The sequence below is a fragment of the Belliella pelovolcani genome, assembly GCF_900156785.1.
Taxonomy (GTDB): domain Bacteria; phylum Bacteroidota; class Bacteroidia; order Cytophagales; family Cyclobacteriaceae; genus Belliella; species Belliella pelovolcani.
Map to the genome: position 1 here is coordinate 33,594 of NZ_FTOP01000019.1, position 22,292 is coordinate 55,885.

Here is a 22,292-nt window from a genome sequence, read left to right on the forward strand (position 1 = left end):
AATGGATATTCATGGATATTGATGGATACTGAATTGATATTAGGGTATTTTAAAAGGGCTTATTGGGATTCATAAGTATTGCTTTTGGCCAAGATCTTTTAATATCCAAACCAATAAGTATCTAAAAATTAGGATATCATAAAGGATTTTGATAAAACCCTAATCTGATTATACGCTTCTATGCCAGTAAATCAATTCATTGGCTTATTCGGTTGCTAATGGTCAATATCCACAAATATCCAATATCAATTAATATCCGAAGTTAGATAATTCGGATTTTTTTAATGTTACTGGTAAAGTTTCGTATATCCATAAATCCTAATACCCATACTTCCCCTTCCACCGAGAATTCAGGTATTTCCTCAGTTCATTTTCACGGGCATTGCTGCCAGGCTCGTAAAGTTTAAGGTTTTTGAGTTCATCGGGTAGGTACTCTTGATTGACAAAGTTCCCTTCGTAATCATGTGAATACTTATATTCTTTGCCATAATTCAGGTCTTTCATCAGCTTTGTGGGCGCATTGCGCAAGTGAAGCGGAACTGGAAGATCCCCTTTCTCCTTCACCAATGCCTGGGCCTTGTTGATTGCCATGTAGGAAGCGTTGCTCTTTGGACAGCTTGCCAGGTAAGTGACACATTGAGAGAGGATGATTCTGGCCTCTGGATAGCCGATGATCTTAACTGCTTCAAAGCAATTGGTCGCCAAAAGTAGCGCATTAGGATTGGCATTGCCGATGTCTTCAGAAGCCAAAATCACCAGTCTTCTTGCAATAAACTTCACATCCTCACCTCCTTCGATCATCCGAGCCAGCCAATAAACAGCCGCATTGGGATCAGAGCCTCGGATGGATTTGATAAAGGCAGAAATGATGTCATAATGTTGCTCGCCTGACTTGTCGTACAAGACCACTTTTTGCTGGGCGATCTTGGTGACTTTTTCATTGGTGATCACACAGGGCTCTTCCTCCAGCCCATTGATCACAATTTCAAACAGGTTCAACAGTTTTCGCCCATCCCCTCCTGATAGCCGCAATAGAGCCTCTGTTTCTTTCAGCTCTATCTGCTTCTTTTTAATCAATACATCCTTTTCCATGGCTTGATGCAGCATGGCTTCCAATTCAGCTCTTCCCAAGGGATTGAGCGTAAAGACCTGACAGCGGGAAAGCAAGGCTGCATTGACTTCAAAAGATGGGTTCTCCGTAGTAGCTCCAATCAGGCGGATGATTCCCTTCTCCACTGCTCCAAGAAGTGCATCTTGTTGGGACTTATTGAAGCGGTGGATTTCATCAATAAAAAGTACCACGCCCATCTGGAATTTTGCCTTTTCGATCACTTCACGGATATCTTTCACTCCCGAACTGATGGCACTCAGGGTATAAAAAGGTGCCTTGATTTCATTGGCTATGATATTGGCAATGGTGGTCTTCCCTACCCCTGGAGGCCCCCAGAGTATCAGAGAAGGTACACTGCCGCTTTTGATGGCCCGGTGCAAAAATGAAGTGGGTGCCGAAAGGTGCTCCTGCCCAATCAGTTCTTCCAACTTTGACGGACGCATTCTTTCTGCTAGAGGGGTATTGTTCATTGATGATGTTGATATTGGATTGAAATGGATTTTTTGCTTGAGTACAATATTAGAAAGATATTGATGGATATTAATTTGATATTGGATACTTGTAGATATTGATATATAGGAACTGATGAAACTGATGAAACTGATAAATTGATCAAATTATCAATGCGCAGCCCTTATGATGGTATAGGCAAACCCGAACCCCTCAAACACGAACTTTCCTGTTGGTGGTCAAGGAGAATCAACCTCAAACACTGACTGGTCTACAAAATAAGCAATGATTCTATTTATTTTCATAAGTGCAGTTACCATTACTGAGTAGATATGCAGAAGGTATTTATTTTATCAAAGTAAAATATCTTACGTTCAAAAAGTAAATCTTTTTACGCTGTAAAAATAAGTTTTAAAAACTTCATGGCATGGTCCGAAGAGAATGAATTATAAGGTACCTAGGATTGCTTTCTCCAGTTCCTCCTGAAAAAGATCAAAAGCTGACGTGTGCGGAACCAATGTGGCTCCGATAAATTTGGAAAGTAATTTACCATCCTTGAGGAAGAAATGACTTGGAGAAATTACAACGCAAAATTATTCTGACCATAGTTCGAATTCAAATGTCCATAAATATCCACCTAATATCACCCCATTATTCCGCTGAAAGCATATCCCGAATCGCTAAAGCTCTCAGGACCTCCGCTAAAGCTTCGGTTTCAACAGTATTTCAAACTGAAAAAAACAGCTAACATTTAAGCCCTTCGGGGATTTTAAAGCCCCAAAGGTCACCCAATATCTCAACCATATTTCGCCGAAGGCATATTTCCACCTTATTTCACGAAGTATACCCCGATAAACCGGGACAAGTTATCCATCAATATCATGAAATAAATATCAACCCAATATTTCAACCTTATTTCACGAAGTATATTTCGCGAAGCATATATCCAATTAATATCCACCTAATATCACGAAGTAAGTATCTATGAAATATCCTCTAACCTCTTCCCAAAAATCCCCATCATCTCATCATTAAAATCCAAATGCGTCACAAAACGAATCTGATCCTTTCCAAATTTTACTGCTTTGATACCTTGAGATTCTAGTTTCGACAGCATTTCAGCAGGAGTGATTCCAGCTAATTTGGCGATTACGATATTCGTCATAACTGGAAACACTTCAGAAACCAAAGGATGTTGCTCCAGCATTTCACCGAGTTTTCTTGCTCTTGCATGGTCTTCTTTGAGTCTATTCACATGATGATCCAAAGCATAGATGGCTGCAGCAGCCAAAAACCCAGCCTGACGCATGCCTCCACCAAAAGCCTTTCGGACTTTTCTTGCCCGCTTGATATCCGCTTTAGATCCCAAAAGCACTGAACCTACCGGACAACCCAAACCTTTGCTCAAACAAATAGAAATAGTATCAAAAATTGCTCCCCAGTCTTTTGGGCTTTCACCCGATTCTACCAAAGCATTGAAAAGTCTGGCTCCATCTAAGTGTAACTTCAAGTCATGCTGCTTACAGATCGCTTTGATGGGCTTGATTTCGTCCAGTGTGTAGATACTTCCCCCACCTTTGTTCATGGTATTCTCCAAAGAAACCAGTGTAGTTTCTGGTGCATGTACATCATCTGGGTTAATGGAATCTAGGATATCCTGAGGGCTGATTTTACCATAAGCCCCATCAAGCAACTTGACCGATGCGTGAGAATTGGACATGATGCCTCCACCTTCATAGAGATAGATATGGGAATATTTATGACATATCACTTCAGTCTGTAAACCTGTGTGTAAGCGGATAGCAATTTGATTGGTCATCGTACCAGATGGGCAAAACAAACCCGCTTCCATGCCAAACATATCTGCCAACTTTTGCTCCAAAGCATTCACAGTTGGATCCTCTCCAAACACATCATCCCCAACAGGTGCTGACCACATGGCTTCGAGCATTCCCTGAGTTGGTTTTGTTAGGGTATCACTTCTTAAATCAATTATCATATATAATTATTAAAGGAAATACAGTAGAAATATACTTTATGAAATGTGGTAAAATTTGAAATATACTTTGTGAAATAAATTGAAATTTGCCTGTGGCGAAATATGATTGAAAAAGGTTCTATTAAATATCGTAGAGATATCACCCAGCCTGCAACAGACAGGTTCACCAAGGTAGAAAGTAAGATTTCAGCTTTATTTCTATTCTATTCCTACTTTATTTCTAACGTATTTCTATCGTATATCTACCGTATTTCCATCTTATTTCTACAGTATTTCAATCCTATTTCAAATATTTCTTCTTCGAACTATTCTCCGGAATCAAACCTTTAATCGCCTCTGCAGCTTCAATCGGTCTGTCTGTAGCTAGAATATCCGCTCCTTTTTGGACGAATTCTGCATAAATCTGATCACCTCGGGCGATGGCGCTACGGTCTAAGTTTCCCAATACGCCAAGAATCGTGAAAACACCTTTTTCATGGAGTATTTGATTGAAATCAGCTGGTCTTTCAGAAGTTCCTGTGAATGCTATCCACTGATCAATCGGGATTCCTGAATCTTCAAATCTCTGCAATTCTTCTTCATTCCTTATAGTTACCGAAAGCATCAATTCTGGGTGCAAAGCATGTACTTTTTTAGCTGCTTCGACGCTGTAAGTAATAACCGCAGCGTAAGGTTCTGCTTGCGTTTTTTTGATAGCCTCTATGACCATTTCAAAAGGAACTTCTCTTTTGATATCCACCGTGTAGAGCACTTTACCTTTTCCCCAATCCAAGACTTCTTCTAAAGTAGGAACAATAAAATCAGTAAGATTTCCATCTTTATCCTTCAAGCGAAGGGATCTAATTTCTTCGAAAGTCATATCAATAACTTTCCCAGAACCATTAGTTGTACGGTCAAGTGTATTGTCATGCATCAGTACCAAAACCGAATCTTTGGTCAGTGCTACATCAAACTCAATAATTGCAGGAGTATGGTTTAGCACATTTTCAAAAGCTTCAATAGAATTTTCTGGAAAGCCAGGATAAGGACCTCCTCTATGGGCAGAAATCATCGGGATTCTATCTGCAGTCCAAGTGTAGAATTCTTTAGCTTCTTCAATACTTTCTATTTGAGTTAAATTAGAAGCAGTAGCTACTTCTGCAGAACTTTCAGCATTCTTGGTGTTACATGACCAAAGTGCTACAAATAGAAATAATACTGAAATTTTATTACTGAGTTTATTCATCATTTTTATCTTTTTTAAACCAAAAACTGCTTGTTCGCTCTTGAAATTGATTTTCCATATCCTTAAGTTCAAGGTTAAGTGCTTGGGTGGAAATCAGGATTTCTACAAGAGAGATCCCCAAAGAAATCAAAAGTGCCAACATACTACCAATAAATACATAATTGGCTGCGGACTGTGCCCCGATAAAGATCAGATACATACAAATCACGCAAAGCAAGAAACTTAATACCCCGCAAAGTTGCATGTATTTAATCATGCTTAGCCGCTTTTTGAGATTGTGAATTTGCTCAATGATGATGTTTTCTTTAGGGTTTTCGAGGTATTTTTTATGAAGCCCTCGGATCAGATTGGCAATGGCCAAAAATCGATTTGTAAAAGCCAGCATCATCAGGGTGATGGCTGAGAAAAGCAAGGCAGGAGTAGAAAGTTGGAGTTCCATAGGGTAAAGAGATTTGAAACGCCAAGTTGGGGAATTTGAGATAAAAAAGAAAACCCAACTTCTCAGTCTGGTTTTCTTTTTTATCTTTTTTATTGATTTAATTACTTTAAGCCACAGGTCCTAAGACTACGAGTTTCTCCAAAGTTGGGCTTTCGCTTCCTCCTTTAGGCTCTATAGTGATGGCAAAAGCTCCTGCTGCGGCTACTGCTTGCATTTGTTGCAAGCTGAATTTTTGTCTTGCATTGACTAGACCTATTCCTACAGGACCATCGTCACCGATTGCCCAAAGTTGGTAATCAGAGTTTTCATCCAGTTCGTTCAGCGTGTTGACAGAGATAAATACGCTTTCTGCACCTTTATCCCACCATACATCAACTTGCGCATCCTTCTGCATCTCAAAACCATCTCCTTTCATAGGTACCCTTTCGAAATTACCTGTCAGAAGTGTCTCCAATTGAGCATCCGTCTGTTCGTAGTTGACTTTATAATTATCGAGTTCCTCTGCGAGGACTGCTCTTTCCTGTACCATTGCCATTAGCCTTTGGTCTACATCATAATATCGGGTAGCATAATAAATTGCAAAAACCGATGCGACAACTGCTACAATAGATGCTGCTGCTGCATATGCTTTCCATGGTTGAAGTGGCACCACTTTCCCTTCTGCTTTGGAAGGAATGGCTTGATTTGAAGCAGCAGGCTTAACCTCTTTTTCCCAAGTATTCATTACTTGAGCCTTCAATGATGTCGAAGGAGCCTTCCCTGATAAATTATCAAAGGCAAACATCGCTTCTTCTATCTGATCCAGTTCTTTCCTGATTTCAGGGTACTGCTCAGCTAGCTTCATCACTTCTTCCTGCTCCCGCACACTCAACTCCCCTAGTACGAAGAGTTCGAGTTTTCCTGACGATATATAAGCTTGAATATCCACTAAATTTTCTCTAAGTTCTTTTTTAATACATTTACAGCTGCTCGAATACGTGACTTGACCGTACCTAAGGGAATATCATATTCCTCCGATACTTCGGAGTGGGTGTACCCTTTGAAATAAATACATTCAATCACAAACCTTTGTTCCTCATTGAGGGCGGTCAAGAGCTCTTTGACTCCAATCCCATCGACAAGCTCCAAGGTACCCGATTCGCTTTCGATTCCATATACGTAGTCATCTATCGTATTGGTCTTACTGCTTTTAGAAAATTCCTTAGACCTGGTTTTATCTATTGCCGCATTGCGACAGATATTTGCCATCCAGGTATAAAGCCTCCCCTTTGATTCATCATAGCCGTCTATTTTTCTAGTGATCTTGATGAAGGCATCGTGAAAAACCTCCTCTGCAATGTCATGATCAGTAATGATCCTAGAAATAACGGCAAAGAGCGCTCTAGAATACTTATCGTAAAGGTATTCCACCGTTTTTCGGTCCTGAGCCCTAAGTCCTGCTATTAACTGTTCTTCTTCCAAAAGGTACTTTTTAAAATATGTGACATTCCTATAAAAAGAAAGCACAAGGCAATTGTTTCGCCTTGTGCTTATAATATTAGGATTATTTCATTGCAATTACAAATGGATGACCTCTCCATAAGCAGCAGCTGCTGCTTCCATCACCGCCTCTGACATGGTTGGGTGAGGATGAACGGTCTTGATCAACTCCATACCAGTAGTTTCTAGTTTTCTGACAGCAACGATCTCTGCGATCATTTCTGTGACATTGGCTCCGATCATATGTGCTCCTAGAAGCTCACCATACTTAGCATCAAAAACCAGCTTAACAAAACCATCTTTCGCGCCTGCAGCAGATGCTTTACCAGAAGCAGAGAATGGGAATTTACCCACTTTGACTTCATAGCCAGCTTCTTTGGCTTGGGCCTCGGTATAACCAACAGACGAGATCTCAGGAATACAATAAGTACAACCTGGGATATTATTGTAATCCAATGCTTCAGGATGATGACCTGCGATTTTTTCAACACAGATGATACCTTCAGCTGATGCAACGTGTGCCAATGCTGGACCTGCTACTACATCACCGATTGCATAGTAGCCTGGCATATTTGTTTTGTAGAATTCGTCAGTTTTGATCTTGCCTTTTTCTACTAAGATACCTACATCCTCTAAACCGATATTCTCGATATTCGACACAACACCCACAGCAGAAAGTACAACATCGCACTCTATGGTAGATTCAGCACCTTTCTTGTCTTTTACAGTGACTTTACAGCCTTTGCCTTTGGTATCTACACCTGTCACTTCCGTACTGGTCATGATTTTGACACCAGCTTTTTTATAGATTTTTTCGAGCGCTTTGGAAACTTCCTCGTCTTCATTTGGCACGATTCTATCCATGAACTCCACGATAGTCACTTCTACACCGATCGCATTGTACACATAAGCGAACTCTACTCCAATAGCTCCAGAACCCACGACAACCATCTTGGATGGCTTCTTATCCAAAGTCATTGCCTTTCTGTAGCCGATTATCTTCTCATTGTCAATCTTGAGAGCAGGCAGCTCTCTAGCTCTACCACCGGTAGCGATGATGATATGATCAGCCGCATAGACAGTCTTCTTACCATCCTTGTCTTCAACTTCCACTTTCTTGCCTGGCTGTACTTTCCCCCAGCCAAGTAATTGGTCAATTTTATTTTTCTTAAGCAAAAACTGTATCCCTTTGGACATACCACCTGCTACATCACGGCTTCTTTTGATCATGGCGTTGAAATCCATTTCAGCACCTGATACTTTGATCCCATAATCCTCAGAATGGTTGATATATTCAAATACTTGGGCACTTTTAATCAATGCTTTGGTAGGAATACAACCCCAGTTAAGACAGATCCCACCAAGTTCGGCAGCTTCTACAACTGCGGTTTTCAGCCCCAATTGAGCAGCACGGATCGCCGCCACATACCCACCTGGACCAGTTCCCACTACAATCACATCATATTTCGTTGAAGACATATTTTTAAGGTTTAATTTTCAAATAAGCTATGCAAAAATAAGCTTTTTAAGGTGAGAAAAAAATATAAGACTAGGCTATAATCATGGCACGCAGAGACGCAAAGAAATTTGAGTTCTAGAATTTTATTCAAATGATAATTTTTCTTAAATTATTGCTAGTAAATTATAGTTCATTCCAAATTCTATTTTTATGACTGAAAATGAAATTTCTAAAGAGGTAATCGATTCATGCTACACGATTCACTCTGAATTAGGTCCAGGCTTATATGAAAACATTTATGAAAATATTTTAGCATATGAATTGAGTAATAAAGGATTTGATGTAAAAAGGCAAAAACCAATACCTGTCATTTGGCAAGGGATGATTTTCGAGAATAGCTTCAAAGCAGACCTAATCATTGAAAACAAGGTTTTGATAGAGTTAAAATCTATAGAAGCTTTATTTAAAGTTCATTACAAACAAGTAATCACATATTTAAAGCTCACTAATATTAAGCTTGGTTTACTAATTAATTTCAATGAAAGCCTTCTAAGAGACGGTGTAAAAAGAATAGTTTTTGGTCTTTAAAGAGGTTAAAATTAAATAACCAAAAAGACTGCGTCTTTGCGTCTCTGCGTGCATTAAAAAATTATCTTTATTTTTGACCTTATTTTAAAAAACCAAAGAAACTAAACTATGGGATTATTAAGCGGAAAAACGGCCCTAATCACAGGAGCGTCCAAAGGAATTGGTAGAGCAATAGCCATCAGATACGCACAAGAAGGTGCTAATGTGGCTTTTACATATTTGTCAAGCGTAGAAAAAGGTCAGGCATTGGAAGATGAATTGGCAGCCTTCGGAATCAAAGCCAAAGGATATCGCTCTGACGCTTCCAACTTTGCTGCTGCTGACGAACTAGTCAATGCAGTAGTGACAGAATTTGGCGGACTTGATATCTTAATCAACAATGCTGGAATTACACGTGACAACCTTTTGATGAGAATGACTGAAGAAGCTTGGGACGAGGTGATTAATGTCAACTTGAAATCTTGCTTCAACACTGTCAAAGCTGCTACTCGTACCATGATGAAAGCCAAAGCTGGATCCATCATCAACATCACCTCAGTAGTAGGTATCAAAGGGAATGCTGGTCAAGCAAACTATGCCGCTTCCAAATCTGGAATAGTTGGCTTTACAAAATCAGTTGCCTTGGAATTGGGCTCTAGAAACATCAGGTGTAATGCTGTAGCGCCAGGGTTTATAGAAACTGAAATGACTGCTGTTTTGGACGAAAAAACTGTTCAGGGTTGGAGAGATGCTATTCCTATGAAGCGCGGCGGTCAGCCCGAAGAAGTGGCCAATGCCTGTGTATTCTTAGGTTCTGATATGAGTTCCTACATCTCAGGACAGGTGCTTCAGGTGGATGGAGCGATGCTGACTTAATTTAAGATTTTAGATTTTAGATTGTAGATTCAGTAGTGGGAAGTCTTCGGTATTCGAAATTAAAAATGTCGAATATTGAATTCCGAATAACGAATGATAAAGTAATTATAAAAAAGAAACCCTGCATGAAAAATCTCTATTTTTATGCAGGGTTTCTTTTTAAATAGCAATTAATCCAATGAAAACTGAGTTCTAAGCAGTTCATCTATCAATTCTCTTTTTTTCTTAGACCAGTGTTTGGGATAATTATTTATGGCATTTTGGGCAAACGTAAAGGCCTTATCATAGTCTCCAGTCTTATTATAAATCACAGCAGCTAAAAACTGATTGAAAAAATGGTCTCCTTTTAACAAGGAGTTTTCTAAATGCTGAATTGCAAAAACTTGATTTTTTTCAGGGAGTTTGATATCCTCCCAAGTAATGGATTGTGGATCTGAATAATCCAAAATTTCTGGCATCTCTAATTGATTGTAGGCCAACATTCCTTCTGAAAGCATTTTAAGAGAACGCTTGCTTTTTGGATACATTTTATTGTTGAAATATGTCCTAAAGAACAATGGAGTTTGAGTTTTTGGGTTCAATCCTTTCTGAGCTGCTTTCATAACTCTTTTATCAATTTTCCTACTACCATTAAAGAAATATGTGATATTCCCATTTGGATTTAAAAAGAAAAAATTGGGGAAAACAAAATAATTAGTAAAGATAACCTCTTCATTATTTTCAAGCCTTGGAAATGGTTCTGCCATAGAAAGATCCACCAATTCATTCATAGTTTTGGCATTCAACCCCTCAGGATTTGCGAATGCTACATTTATAAAATTAGAATTCATAAATTCTCCAACTTCTTTATTATTACCCAAATTGAAAAAAGCTTGCATAGAGTAACCACAATGTGTAGTACCAAACATCACAAAAACATGCTTTTCTTCCTCCTTTGCTTGCTTGAGTGCTTCTTTCAAAGTGATGGACTGAAAATCGACTCCTTGTCCAAATGATTGGTTCAACACCCAAACAAGAGACATCAGTATTAATACAATTCTCATAAGGCAAATAAACTTTATACTTTTTGAATTTTCTTGATTTTAAATATCCTATGGATAGTGTAGGCAACTCCTAACACTGGAATGAAAAGCAAAACCAAATATTCTATTGTTATAAAATGATCCCGATTCTTTGTCAATAGGATATAAAATAATAAAAACAGACTGATCAGTATATTCCCATATATCGTAAGAATCCAAACAACCATCAAACTAGGACTATTAATAAAAGCTAATTCCATTGTTACTTAATTTTAAATAGTTTCATTTTCTAAAGAAAGAAAGATAGTAGATTTTAGTTATAAATAAAAACTTGTAACCTTTTATCAAAAATTATGTATATTGTAATGATATCATTTTAATATCATAAACTATGGAGAAAATAACAAAACCCCTTTCAGGCTATTTGATGGTTTTGGTGGCGATAGCCCTGATCCCGGCCATTATCATTTCTTTAATGAATCACGTCATTTGGTTAGGTATAGCCCTAGTCATATTGTTCATTTTAATCTTACCAGGTTTTTTTACTTTACAACCCAACAAGGCAATGGTTCTGATTCTATTTGGAGCTTACAAAGGAACTGTTAAAGCGAATGGTTTCTTTTGGGTCAATCCGTTTATGACCAAGAATAAAATATCTCTTCGTGTAAGAAATTTTGAAAACAAGCCGCTAAAAGTAAATGACAAAATCGGAAACCCGGTTATGGTAGGAACCATTGTAGTTTGGCAGGTTGAAGATACTTTCAAAGCCACTTTTGAAGTTGAAGATTATGAAAATTTCATACACTTACAGTCAGATGCCGCAGTAAGGAAAATGGCGGGCAAATATCCATATGATGATTTTGAAGCTGAAGATGCTGAGGTGACTTTACGTTCAGGGGTTGAGGATGTCAATCATTCCTTAGAAGCTGAAATTTCAGAACGCTTGCATCATGCGGGCATCAAAGTCATCGAGGCAAGAATTTCCCATCTTGCCTATGCACAAGAAATTGCCTCAGCTATGCTTCAGAGGCAGCAAGCAACAGCCATTGTGGCAGCGAGAAGGAAAATTGTAGATGGTGCCGTAGGCATGGTTGAGATGGCATTGGAAGATTTGAAAATCAAAGGAATCGTGGATTTTGAAGAGGAGAAAAAAGCTGCCATGGTAAGTAATTTGATGGTGGTCTTGTGTTCGGATAGAGCGGCAAGCCCTGTGTTGAATGTGGGAACGCTGAACCAATAATTTAGCATGATAGTCAAAGAGCAACAAGACTTAAGAGGTAGCTTCATCATGTGGGCAATCATATTGATTGAGCTGCCAACGCTAGCTTTGCTATTGACCTTCTACTTTACTGGGCAGTTAGGAGAAGATGGATGGGTTCCTATATTGATTGTTGGAGGATTGATGATAGGCGTATTTCTTTTCATTTTCAATATGAGGCTTGAGCTGCGGATAGATCAATATGGCATTTCCTTTCGTAATCCACCGATTTACAATCGCTGGACAAAGTTCAAAAAAGAAGAAATTGACACATATGAACTCAAAAAATCCGATGGATTGCTAGAATATGGAGGAGTAGGTATCAGGTTTTCTCTGAAGACCAAGGCATTTATTTACTTTTCAGATCATATTCTAATCCTAGAGAAGGAAAATAAAAAATATGTGTTTAGCACGCATAAGCAAAAAGAAATCCAAGAGATTTTAAATTCTTGGAAGGAGGATTAATGATTATGGCTAAAAAACCCTTTGCCCTAAGAATAGATGAAAAGATGATGCAGGCTGTGGAAAAATGGGCAGAAGATGAATTTCGCAGCACAAACGGACAGATCGAGTGGATCATTCACGAGGCATTGAAAAAGCATAAAAGAATGATGAACAAAAAAGGTCAAGACAATTAAGTCTTGACCTTTTTTGTTTTTTAATTTGAATTATCAGCGCTATACAACAAAGTCCTTGACTCAAAATCATATAGGGTCAGCTCTCTCAATTCATAATATGCAGTCCAGAAGTCTCTCAAAGACTGAATATAGGCCCTTCTATTGCTATCCTTCTCTTGCTGTGCGATGTTCAAATCAGTAATAGTCACATTGCCATTTTGATATCTTTTTAATGATATTTCATAACGCTTCTCTGCCACCTCATCAGACACTTTGGTGATTTCCATTCTGTCTTTCAGCATTTGGAAGTTTTTCACCTTGGTAAAAATTTCCTGTTCAAAGTTGATCACATCTTGCTCCACAGTATATTCAATCAATTGCTTACTCGCTTGCGCTTGTCCCATTCTTGCTTTATTTCTACCCCAATCTAGAATCGGAACTGATACGTTGAGGTTGACCAAAGCCTGTGTATTTGGATTAGAATAAATGTCTCCCCAAGCCAAAGCAGCATTATTGAAACCATAGCTTGCTCCCAAGTTCATCAAAAAACGCTGACCTCTAGCCTGCGCTACACTAGCTTCACCCTCAAGTCTTCTTCTCTCAAAACCAAGTGCCTCAGATCTATTTTGAAATGCTCGCTCTATGGCTTCATCCACTGGAACATCAAAAAATGGGATCTCCTTTGGTGGCACCAAGACTAAGTTAGTAGCCTCGTTGAGTCCCACATAAGACTTCAACCTAAGAGATCTTTCTTCCATATCCAATCTAGCTTGAGCCAACTGCTGCTTGGCCTGTAGTACTTGAAGCTCTACTTGCAAGAGCTTATCCTCGTAAGTAGTCCCTATATTGTATCTCCCCTGCTCGATTTTGAATATATCTTCAGTATTTTTAAGATTAAGCGAAGCAATCTCCAAATTAACTTGCGCATCTAAGAAGTCAAAGAACAGTATTGCAACGAATCTGCTAATACCTTCCATTTCCTCTACAAATTCTCTTTTACTCTCTTCGAATCGGAGTGGCTCGATTTTTTTATCCCATTTCAAAGGATTGAAAGCAAAAATCGGCTGATCTAAGCGGACATTTATCGGCACCCCGCTCCATCTTGTCTGTGGGTCAAAGCCAGTTGCTAGGAAATTATCAAATCTATTGGTAGAAGAATTGACCGACACTGTACCACCCGTGGCAGAAACTTGTTGTACCAATCCTAAATTGACATCCATCAGGTTCTGTCTTACTTCTCTAAATTGGATAGTTCCATCAGGCTGGGTGACATTATTGAAGGATTGAGAATAACTAGGGATAGTACCACCCAATCTCAATTGAGGATTGTAATTAGACCTGAAGAGTCGGTATTGCCAATACCTATTTTCTCGTTGCGTCTCTGCCCTTTTGGCAGCTGGAGATTGAGATTTGGCCCTTGCTACTACTTGCTCTAATGTGTATTCTACACTTTGCTGAGCACTTGAATTGTTGATTGTAAGAAAAAATCCTACCAAGAATAGATAAAGAATCGGTTTTTTATTCATATCGTAAAGAAGTTATTGGATCTTGACTAGCTGCCTTTTGGGCAGGTGCAATTCCGAAAATCAAACCCACAGTCGCAGCAACTCCAAAGGATAGCACGATAGAAGTAAAAGATACTACTGTAGGGAAATCTCCAAAAACAGAGACTAAATAGGCCAATACTACCCCAAGTATCACTCCTATCAAACCACCCGAAACACTGATCATGATGGATTCGAAAAGAAACTGGTTGACAATATCGGATTTTTTTGCTCCCAACGAAAGCCTTAGGCCGATTTCTTTTATTCTTTCCATCACAGAAGCTAGCATGATATTCATAATCCCTATTCCTCCTACCAATAAGGAGATTCCGGCGATAGCACCCAGCACTATATTAAAGATGTTTTGGGTTCTTTGCTGCTGTTTGAGCAATAGTTCTGGTATGGTAATCTCAAAATCAACAACACCGTTGTGACTCCTAGCGAGCAGCTTAGATATCACTTCAGCAGTAGGCTTCAATGCCTCACTTTCTCCTACTTGGACTACAAGTTTGTCCAATTGATGATAATTAACATTTCTCTGAGTTGTCTCTTCATCTTCAAGATCAAAACCTGTAACCAAGTCTCTGTTTTTAAACCTAACCAACATACTTTGGATAGGGATATAGACATCCATATTGAAGTCCCGGATACCCAGCTTAGAAATACTCTGCTCTGATACCAGTCGTTCTTCCATGATACCAATCACTTCTAGCCACTGATTACCACTTTTGATTTTTTTACCGATAGGGTTTTCTTTTGGAAAAAATTTACGCTGAACTGCCTTACCAATGATACAAACTGGATCTCCTTTTATTTTATTTGCCTCACTAAAAAGCTTTCCCTCTTCCAGTCGAAAATCTAAAACATCAAAGTATGCAGGAGTGATCCCTACCAATTTTGCAGACCGCCTAATCCCACCATAAACTACGTGAGTTTCTAGAACTACCTCAGGGCTTAGTTTTTCTATGTTGGGGATTGTTTTCTGGATGGATTCTACATCGATCAGCCGGAGTCCAGGTGAAAAACGCTTACGCTCACTTTCAAGATCACTTTCCTGACCTACATTCTCTTCCACTTGCTCCACAATTGGCTGAATCACAATATTATTCACCCCAACCAATTTGATTTGCTCCATGATTTCTTGCTGCGCACCGTTTCCTATGGCCAGCATAGCAATCACAGCAGCCACTCCAAAAATAATCCCTAGTGCAGTCAAAAATGACCTCAACCTATTAGCAAATACAGCCTCCAAAGCGATGGAGAAATTCGCCATCAATCTTTCATCAATCAAAGGTTTTTTCACTGTCTCCCCCTTCTTCTTTCTGTCCGATCTTCACTTTGATTAGTTTCTACCTGCTCTACGGCTTCGTTTGTTTCTTCCATGATTTTTCTTCTCTTGCCATCTAGGTCCGCGAGTAACTTGACGGGTGCATCCTTAGCCCAATCTGGTGTAGAAAGAAACACTCGATCACCTTCATTGAGACCCATTTCGATGACAATATCATTGAGATTGGCTAGACCTAACAACACCTCCTGCTTTGCTCCATTTTTCAAAAACACGTAATTGATGCTATCATTATGGACATTGATAGCCTCTAAAGGCACGAACTTCACATCTTCGATACGGTCGACAATAATAGTATTGCTAGTAGTCATAGCGGGTCTCAAAGCTGCATCGCTTTCGTTGACCTCTATCACTACTTCAAAGACTTTAGCGTCAGAGTTTGGTCTTTGCTGTCCAATATTTGCAACCCGAGTAACCTTCCCTGTCAATCTCTTATCCGGAAATGCATCCAAACCGATCTCCACCACTTGACCAGTTTTAATTTTGCGAATATCTACTTCATTGATATATGTCACACTTCTCATTCTTGACAGGTCTGGAAGGGTCGCTACTACTGGATTCCATGAACTTATTTGAGAGCCAGCTTTGATTTTCCCTCCTCTACCAGACTGATAGATTACCATACCATTTTGCGGTGCTTTGACCGTAAACTTCTCGAGAACCTCTTGCATCTGGGCTAATTCATTTTCATTTTCTCTCACCCGAGCCGAAATCTCCACCATTCTAGCACGCTCTTGGAGTCTTTTGACCCTGTATCTTTCTCGAGCTTGCTCAAGGTCTCGTTCAGCTTTTTCAAGATTATATTCATTTTGCTTGATAATCGCTGGTGGCTCAAATTGAGATTGCTCCAAAACCAATCTCCGTTCTTGAACATTATACTCAAGATTGGAAATATTATCCCTTTCTTGCCTCAAAACCAAAGAGGTGTCTAATTGAATCTGTTCGAATTGCGCCCTACTTTGCTCTAGATCAATGCGCTTATCATCCAGTCGACCAAAAAGCTCCGACTTGTCTAACTCAGCGATCACATCACCCTGCTTGACAATCGTACCCTCGTCCACCATACTTTCGATAGTAATATTATTAACACGAAATCTCCTCGCTTCTAATGGACCCAGAATTTCGACAGAATTAAGCGCCTCAAGTTCTCCTGAGCTGGTTATTTCTACTCTAAAGCTTCCTTGCTTGACATCTGCGAAAATATCAAAACTCTCACCTACGCTACTTGAGAAAAATCTCCAAACCAAGAAAACCAATACAACAGCAATGGCTATACCTATATATGTTTTTTTATTTTTCATCTGATTTTTGTTACAATCCAATATCTACAAATCTAATATTTTGAAAACCAGGAAATCACCCAACGAGCATATTATACAGCCACTAGCATAAAAACAGAACGCTTAGCAGATTACTCAGTCTTTCTGACAATTTATTGTCTCAACAATCCTTAAATTGCAGGCTGATTCAAATAAAAATAAGCCTCAATACCACATGAAATCCATCATAAGCTTTGTCATCAGGTATATTCCTAGAAAATATCTTCAACTTGTATCACATTTTTTCCTGAGGGTTTTGGCTGTGTTTTACAGAGGCAAGCAAGTACATTGCAACGTATGCGATCATACTTTTAGGAAATTTCTCCCCTATGGTCGAAAAGCAAGAGAAAATGCACTTTGTCCCAACTGCTTAGCCTTAGAAAGACATCGCTTGATGTGGCTATTTTTACAAAAGGAAACTTCATTTTTCACCAAAAAATTAAAAGTACTTCATATCGCACCTGAGCTTTGCTTTATTGACAGGATGAAAGCATTACCAAATTTGGAATACATCACTGGAGACATTGAATCCCCTTTAGCCACAGTCAAAATGGATGTACATCAAATTCCATTTGAAGACGAGAGCTTTGATGTAGTCTTTTGTAATCACGTCATGGAGCATGTGGATGACGATATTCAGGCATGTAGAGAAATAAACAGAGTACTGAAAAAAGATGGCTGGGGAATCATACAATCACCAGTATATAACCTACAGGAAACAATCGAAGATAAAACGATTACCGATCCAGCTGAAAGAGAACGACTATTTGGACAAAGAGACCATGTTAGGAAATATGGAAATGATTATGCTTCAAGGCTTAGTCAGTCTGGGCTTAAGGTACAAGAAAATTTATTTGTAAAATCACTAGACCTTGAAACCATTAATAAATATGCTTTACCTGATCAGGAAATTATTTTTTATTGCGAAAAAGGTTAAGTCAACCTTTTAATAATTTCTTTACAGATTCACTTAATAATCCTAAACCATAAGCGCTGAGTTGTCCGAAAGATGTAATTACTGACAGCACACCGACGATTAAAGAATTATTGATTAGCGTAGAGTGAACTAAAATTGAAATTTTCCAAATTCCCAATAATACAATCCCAGAAATTATTAGGGCAGAGTCAGGAAAAACAAATAACCCTAACAATAAACAAAACCAAAACAGCAAGAAAAAGAGTGGTAACAGATGGACAATTTTGATAGCATCTGCATGAAACCGACTGATATTGATTCTATTCTGACCGAAGGAATAACTTTGCTTAAAAAAAGAAGCGAGTGTATTTTTACGTTTATGGTAAACATAGGCTTCTTCAATCAACTCAAGTCGAAAGCCTAACTTTTTCAACCTCATGCTTAATTCAATATCTTCCCCACGATTAGGATCCACAAAGCCTTTGGACTGATGAAATGCTTCTTTTGACAAGCCCATATTATAGCCACGAGCCTGATATTTTGATACATCCTTAAGTTTTCCTCTTATTCCTCCTGTGGTCAGCACAGATGTCATGCTATAATTCATAGCTTTTTGAATGGGAGAAAAATCCTTGCCAGCTGTATCTGGCCCTCCAAATGCATCCAACTTTCTTTTCAAGATTGCCTTTTCAAGGACAGAGAAATAATGTTTTGGAATAATGCAATCTGAATCGAATAATACGAAAAAGTCACCTTTGGCTTTGCTCATCCCGAAGTTTCTTGCAAAACCTTGTCCTATGTTTTCGATGAAAAAATATCGGATCTCAAGTTGTCCAAGAAAAGCCTCAATGATATACTCGCATTTTTGAGTAGATCCATCCTCAACGATAATCACCTCCAAGGGCTTTACTTCCTGCAAACTAAGACTTTGAAGAAGCTCTGCTATCTCTTCTGGTCTATTGTATACAGGAACAATGACAGAAAACTTCATCATTTATCAATATTGATCATTTCACTGATATTATAATCAGCCTTTCGGGCATTGTTTGAAGTCATCATCTCCGCCAAGAATCCTGTCAAGAACAGTTGCACCCCTACAATCAAAGCTACCAGAGCCAAAAAGAATAAAGGTTGATCAGTGATTTCTCTTACCTTATTACCATTGTATAATCCATATATTTTCTGAAAAATCAACCAAATCGTAATCAAAAATCCAGATGTAAAAGATATTGTCCCTAAAGTACCAAAAAAGTGCATGGGCTTCTTTTTGTACCTATTCACAAAAGATACAGAAATCAAATCTAGAAACCCGTTTAAAAAACGCTCAAGACCAAATTTGGTAACTCCGTACTTTCTTGCTCTATGTTCTACTACTTTTTCGCCAATTTTAGAAAAACCGTTCCACTTGGCAATCAATGGAATATAGCGATGCATTTCTCCATATATATGGATATTCTTGACCACTTTATTTTTATAGGCTTTCAATCCACAGTTGAAATCATGAAGTTTGATTCCAGAAATCCATCTCGTTACTCCATTGAAAAATTTGGATGGTATTGTCTTGGAAATGGGATCAAATCGCTTCTTTTTCCAGCCAGAGACTACATCATAATGTTCTTCTATGATCATTTGATAAAGACCTGGGATTTCATCAGGACTATCTTGAAGGTCTGCATCCATGGTGATGACCACTTCCCCATCCGCCTTACTGAAGCCCATATCTAAAGCCGCAGATTTACCATAGTTCCTTGTGAAATTAATCGCCTTGATATAAGGGTTAGTCTTAGAAAGTTCTTCTATAACTACCCAAGAGTCATCTGTACTTCCGTCATTGACAAAGATCACCTCATAAGAAAAGCCGTGGTCCTGCATGACCCGGCTAATCCAATTATTCAATTCTGGTAAAGACTCCTGTTCATTGTAAACAGGTACAATCACGGAAATATCAAGCATCTCTATAGATTAATAATCAAGCGACTTATCTCTTCTCTTGATAATGGCGCCAATGATCAAAGATAAGATAGCATAACCTATCAAAGCAAGTCCTTGAGACTTAATCAAACCAAAAGGAGATACTGAATCATAAGTAGCTTTCCTCATTTCGTCGATTTCCTCACTAGTCAAGTTATCTGCTATCCCAAACTTCTCCATCATGTTCATGCTACTTTCTAAAGCGGAGTCAGCAATCACATTGGGTAAGGAAGGATCTACTACAAAATAAAGGATCATAGTTCCTGCCAAGCCTATCAATCCACCTACCAACATGGTGATAAATGAAAAGTTGAACGCTGGCCCAAACTCCATATATCCACCTACAGATTTGCGATATTGGAGACCAAAATAAATAACCAAGCCTATCAAAGCGCCGAAATAAATGACAGTATAGGCTGTACCTACTAATTGCTCTGGGCTAATAAAGTAAAAGATAAACGTAATGATCACTGATACAATCCCAAGAATTGCTCCTGAATTGATCCCTGCTTTAAACGGCGTTTGTTGTGCTTCCATAATACTGGCTAGTTTAAATTTTTTCTTAAAATAATAGAAATAATAATTGTAAAAAACAGTCCAAAGATAATTTTCCAAATTAAATCATTAATAGAGACTTGAAACACTGTAAGATTAGAAATACTTTCATATGTCAAATCAAAAACCTCTTGCCCATATTGCTCTATGGTGAAGTCTTTTTTGTCTAATGTGATTTGAAGTTTATTTTCTTTTATCCTCTCAAATAATTCTGGAGTAAATATCAACCCGAGAAATAGCCCAAGAAAGCTGATAATCGCATTGGTAACATATACGACAAACCCAATAGTCATGCCCTCGGCAAAGCTTAAATGATTCTGATTGACTTTCCACCTCACAAAATATAAGGCTGCGGCGACAAAGACTGGTACAGAAACAAAACTAAAAAGCTGGCTTGGTAGTGTTGGGTCTTGACCAAGCATCCCTAAACCAAAAAAAGCAACTATGGAAAACAATGCCCCAAGTACTCCTATTTTGAATGCGTAAGAAAAGTATTTAGACATTACAGTTTGTTTAATTTGTCCCTATTTATCACAAATTTCACCTTACCCTGTAGAGTGGAATTCATCCATGGGTGATTTGATGAAAGGGAAAGGTTAGATTTATGATTATAATGCCATGCTTCAGATGGGTCGAAGATAGTTAAGCTTGAGATTGATGACAAGTCTTCACCTAATACCCTTCTAGGACCATCAGTAATTTTAGAAATCAAAAGCTGCCATCCAAGTTGATCACTTAGCTTTGCCATTGCAGGTAGAAAGGTCTGCAATCCTATCGTCCCAGATTGAGCTAAATCAAACTCCATATGTTTTGCATCGATATCTTGTGGCTGATGATTTGACACCAAAGCGTCAATCGTACCATCTTGTAAGCCTTCTATTAGAGCCAATATGTTTTCATGATCTCTAAAAGGTGGATTTACTTTAAAATTAGAATCAAATGTCTGCAAGTCTTCATCACTAAACAATAAGTGATAAATAGAGGTATCACAGGTAACACTAAGTCCCTCTTGCTTTGCTAGCCTAATAGCTTCGACAGCTCCCTTTGTACTAATGGTTTGAAAATGCAATCTACCACCTGTATATCTCAAAATATCAAGATTCTTTTTAACGGCGATTTCTTCTGCTAGACCGGGTATTCCTTTCATTCCAATCTTTGTGGAAACTAACCCTTCATGCATTTGTCCAAACAAAGCCAATAAAGGTTCATAGGAATGATCAAATAAGATACCATCGAATTTTTGAAGATATTGAAGTACTTTTGCAAGCCTGTCTGGATTTGAGAGGGGGTTGAGTCCGTCTCCAAAAACAAAAGCTCCGTGTGAATTCAAATCTAAAATATCTGTAAAATCTTCCCCTTTATTATCTTTTGTAATTGAAGCCTGTATCACTGCTTCAGTAAACCACCCTGAAGTTTTGCTTTTTAAAAACTGAATGTCATTTTTATTTTGAATCGCAGGATGAGTATTAGGCATCAATACTGCCTTTGAGAATCCACTAGCTTGTAGCAAAGCTCCTAGGCTATCAAGACTCTCCTTGTATTCTTCTCCTGGTTCACAAGCCATACACCTTAAGTCAACCCAACCGGCGGAACCAAAGAGACCAGTACAGTCTAGGGTTTGATCTATCTGTTTTGGTATTGTAGGAGCCGCTTTGACAAAGCTACCCCCATCAAAGATGTAATCATCTGGCTTATGAATGCCTTTGGAATCAATAAAACTTAGGGATTTCAGCAGGATAGTCATAAAGGATTGAATTTGTGCAAAACTGCAACTTTATTCCCTAAAAAGGAAATTAGATGGTTGAGGGTTTTTAAAAAATTGGAAATTGGGTTGAAAGGTTAGAAAGTTTAAAAGTTAGAGGGGGTTATTTGATTTAGTTATTGGTTGATTGGGATATTGAGGTTTGATGTGAATTGACTATTTGATTGAGTTGAAATGTTGGTTAAAGAATGTTGGTTAAAGTTTAAATAGGCATGACTATATCGCCGAAAGGCATATATCAACATTATATCGCGAAGCATATATCTTCCTTCTACTTCCACAGCGCTCTTTACTCCTTTGCTAGCTTAGCGAGAGCAAGGGGCTATAAAACACAAAAGCCTCTCAGTTTCCTGAAAGGCTTTTTAATAATGTGGCGGC

The 22,292-nt window shown here is 38.5% G+C and carries 23 protein-coding genes; 7 read left to right on the forward strand and 16 right to left on the reverse strand.

All coding sequences use genetic code 11. The features are described 5' to 3' along the window. Window positions 1-318: 318 nt before the first annotated feature. Window positions 319-1,581: a replication-associated recombination protein A gene (locus tag BW935_RS16170; protein WP_076502831.1), complete on the reverse strand. Its 1,263-nt coding sequence runs from the start codon at window positions 1,579-1,581 to the stop codon at window positions 319-321. Window positions 1,582-1,719: 138 nt separating this feature from the next. Here BW935_RS16170 and BW935_RS16175 point away from each other — a divergent pair, with 138 nt between their 5' ends. Beyond that, window positions 1,720-1,827, forward strand: coding sequence for a type II toxin-antitoxin system YoeB family toxin (locus tag BW935_RS16175; RefSeq protein WP_262484375.1), 108 nt, complete (start codon window positions 1,720-1,722; stop codon window positions 1,825-1,827). A 716-nt stretch (window positions 1,828-2,543) separates the two neighbouring features. Here the strand turns inward: BW935_RS16175 and BW935_RS16180 are convergent. From BW935_RS16180 to lpdA, 6 genes are all read right to left on the reverse strand, one after another. Beyond that, window positions 2,544-3,560 carry a threonine aldolase family protein gene (locus BW935_RS16180; protein ID WP_076502832.1) on the reverse strand — a complete coding sequence of 339 codons (1,017 nt, stop codon included), beginning with the start codon at window positions 3,558-3,560 and terminating at the stop codon, window positions 2,544-2,546. Window positions 3,561-3,840: 280 nt separating this feature from the next. Beyond that, window positions 3,841-4,785 (reverse strand): glycerophosphodiester phosphodiesterase family protein, encoded by a 945-nt coding sequence (locus tag BW935_RS16185; protein WP_076502852.1) that lies wholly within the window; start codon window positions 4,783-4,785, stop codon window positions 3,841-3,843. After that, complete coding sequence (locus tag BW935_RS16190; RefSeq protein WP_076502833.1) at window positions 4,778-5,224, reverse strand: DUF2721 domain-containing protein; 447 nt, start codon at window positions 5,222-5,224, stop codon at window positions 4,778-4,780. Before BW935_RS16190 ends, BW935_RS16185 begins: the two co-directional genes overlap by 8 nt. Before the next feature lie 106 nt (window positions 5,225-5,330). Continuing rightward, a complete protein-coding gene (locus tag BW935_RS16195) occupies window positions 5,331-6,152 on the reverse strand; it encodes an anti-sigma factor domain-containing protein (protein ID WP_076502834.1) in 822 nt (273 codons plus the stop codon). Then, the gene (locus BW935_RS16200) at window positions 6,152-6,685 is read right to left on the reverse strand and encodes an RNA polymerase sigma factor (protein ID WP_076502835.1); all 534 of its coding nucleotides are present in this window, start codon (window positions 6,683-6,685) and stop codon (window positions 6,152-6,154) included. The genes BW935_RS16195 and BW935_RS16200 overlap by 1 nt, the downstream gene beginning before the upstream one ends. Window positions 6,686-6,781: 96 nt before the next feature. Beyond that, complete coding sequence (lpdA, locus tag BW935_RS16205; protein WP_076502836.1) at window positions 6,782-8,182, reverse strand: dihydrolipoyl dehydrogenase; 1,401 nt, start codon at window positions 8,180-8,182, stop codon at window positions 6,782-6,784. A 190-nt stretch (window positions 8,183-8,372) separates the two neighbouring features. Here lpdA and BW935_RS16210 point away from each other — a divergent pair, with 190 nt between their 5' ends. Together BW935_RS16210 and fabG are read left to right on the forward strand one after the other, a co-directional pair. Next, on the forward strand, window positions 8,373-8,750 hold the full coding sequence (locus BW935_RS16210) for a GxxExxY protein (protein ID WP_076502837.1): 378 nt from the start codon (window positions 8,373-8,375) through the stop codon (window positions 8,748-8,750). A 108-nt stretch (window positions 8,751-8,858) separates the two neighbouring features. Beyond that, a complete protein-coding gene (fabG, locus tag BW935_RS16215; RefSeq protein WP_076502838.1) occupies window positions 8,859-9,605 on the forward strand; it encodes a 3-oxoacyl-[acyl-carrier-protein] reductase in 747 nt (248 codons plus the stop codon). A 170-nt stretch (window positions 9,606-9,775) separates the two neighbouring features. On the opposite strand, the gene BW935_RS16220 is transcribed toward fabG, so the two are convergent. Continuing rightward, window positions 9,776-10,648 carry a DUF255 domain-containing protein gene (locus BW935_RS16220; protein ID WP_084565978.1) on the reverse strand — a complete coding sequence of 291 codons (873 nt, stop codon included), beginning with the start codon at window positions 10,646-10,648 and terminating at the stop codon, window positions 9,776-9,778. Window positions 10,649-11,018: 370 nt separating this feature from the next. Between BW935_RS16220 and BW935_RS16230 the strand changes: the two genes are divergently transcribed. Genes BW935_RS16230 through BW935_RS16240 form a run of 3 tightly spaced genes read left to right on the forward strand, consistent with a single transcriptional unit; the run spans window position 11,019 to window position 12,523 of the window. Further along, window positions 11,019-11,867, forward strand: a complete 849-nt coding sequence (locus tag BW935_RS16230; protein ID WP_076502841.1) for an SPFH domain-containing protein — start codon at window positions 11,019-11,021, stop codon at window positions 11,865-11,867. A 6-nt stretch (window positions 11,868-11,873) separates the two neighbouring features. Beyond that, on the forward strand, window positions 11,874-12,350 hold the full coding sequence (locus tag BW935_RS16235; RefSeq protein WP_076502842.1) for a hypothetical protein: 477 nt from the start codon (window positions 11,874-11,876) through the stop codon (window positions 12,348-12,350). Between the two features lie 2 nt (window positions 12,351-12,352). Next, window positions 12,353-12,523: a type II toxin-antitoxin system antitoxin gene (locus BW935_RS16240; protein WP_089242244.1), complete on the forward strand. Its 171-nt coding sequence runs from the start codon at window positions 12,353-12,355 to the stop codon at window positions 12,521-12,523. A gap of 20 nt (window positions 12,524-12,543) precedes the next feature. Here the strand turns inward: BW935_RS16240 and BW935_RS16245 are convergent, their stop codons facing one another. The 3 genes from BW935_RS16245 to BW935_RS16255 are packed head-to-tail and all read right to left on the reverse strand — an operon-like array spanning window position 12,544 to window position 16,692. Beyond that, window positions 12,544-14,028 carry a TolC family protein gene (locus BW935_RS16245; protein WP_076502843.1) on the reverse strand — a complete coding sequence of 495 codons (1,485 nt, stop codon included), beginning with the start codon at window positions 14,026-14,028 and terminating at the stop codon, window positions 12,544-12,546. Continuing rightward, a complete protein-coding gene (locus tag BW935_RS16250) occupies window positions 14,021-15,319 on the reverse strand; it encodes an ABC transporter permease (protein WP_076502844.1) in 1,299 nt (432 codons plus the stop codon). The genes BW935_RS16245 and BW935_RS16250 overlap by 8 nt, the downstream gene beginning before the upstream one ends. A 26-nt stretch (window positions 15,320-15,345) precedes the next feature. Continuing rightward, window positions 15,346-16,692, reverse strand: a complete 1,347-nt coding sequence (locus BW935_RS16255; RefSeq protein WP_076502845.1) for an efflux RND transporter periplasmic adaptor subunit — start codon at window positions 16,690-16,692, stop codon at window positions 15,346-15,348. Between the two features lie 193 nt (window positions 16,693-16,885). Between BW935_RS16255 and BW935_RS16260 the strand changes: the two genes are divergently transcribed. Continuing rightward, entirely contained in the window at window positions 16,886-17,647 is a 762-nt protein-coding gene (locus tag BW935_RS16260; protein WP_076502846.1) for a class I SAM-dependent methyltransferase, read from the forward strand. Between the two features lies 1 nt (window position 17,648). On the opposite strand, the gene BW935_RS16265 is transcribed toward BW935_RS16260, so the two are convergent. Genes BW935_RS16265 through BW935_RS16285 form a run of 5 tightly spaced genes read right to left on the reverse strand, consistent with a single transcriptional unit; the run spans window position 17,649 to window position 21,896 of the window. Continuing rightward, complete coding sequence (locus BW935_RS16265) at window positions 17,649-18,620, reverse strand: glycosyltransferase family 2 protein (protein ID WP_317044809.1); 972 nt, start codon at window positions 18,618-18,620, stop codon at window positions 17,649-17,651. Then, window positions 18,617-19,579, reverse strand: a complete 963-nt coding sequence (locus BW935_RS16270) for a glycosyltransferase family 2 protein (protein WP_076502847.1) — start codon at window positions 19,577-19,579, stop codon at window positions 18,617-18,619. The genes BW935_RS16265 and BW935_RS16270 overlap by 4 nt, the downstream gene beginning before the upstream one ends. A 9-nt stretch (window positions 19,580-19,588) precedes the next feature. Beyond that, window positions 19,589-20,134 carry a DUF4199 domain-containing protein gene (locus tag BW935_RS16275; protein WP_076502848.1) on the reverse strand — a complete coding sequence of 182 codons (546 nt, stop codon included), beginning with the start codon at window positions 20,132-20,134 and terminating at the stop codon, window positions 19,589-19,591. 8 nt (window positions 20,135-20,142) lie between these two features. Then, window positions 20,143-20,655 (reverse strand): DUF4199 domain-containing protein, encoded by a 513-nt coding sequence (locus tag BW935_RS16280; protein ID WP_076502849.1) that lies wholly within the window; start codon window positions 20,653-20,655, stop codon window positions 20,143-20,145. Further along, entirely contained in the window at window positions 20,655-21,896 is a 1,242-nt protein-coding gene (locus BW935_RS16285; protein WP_076502850.1) for a dihydroorotase, read from the reverse strand. Before BW935_RS16285 ends, BW935_RS16280 begins: the two co-directional genes overlap by 1 nt. Window positions 21,897-22,292 lie beyond the last annotated feature (396 nt).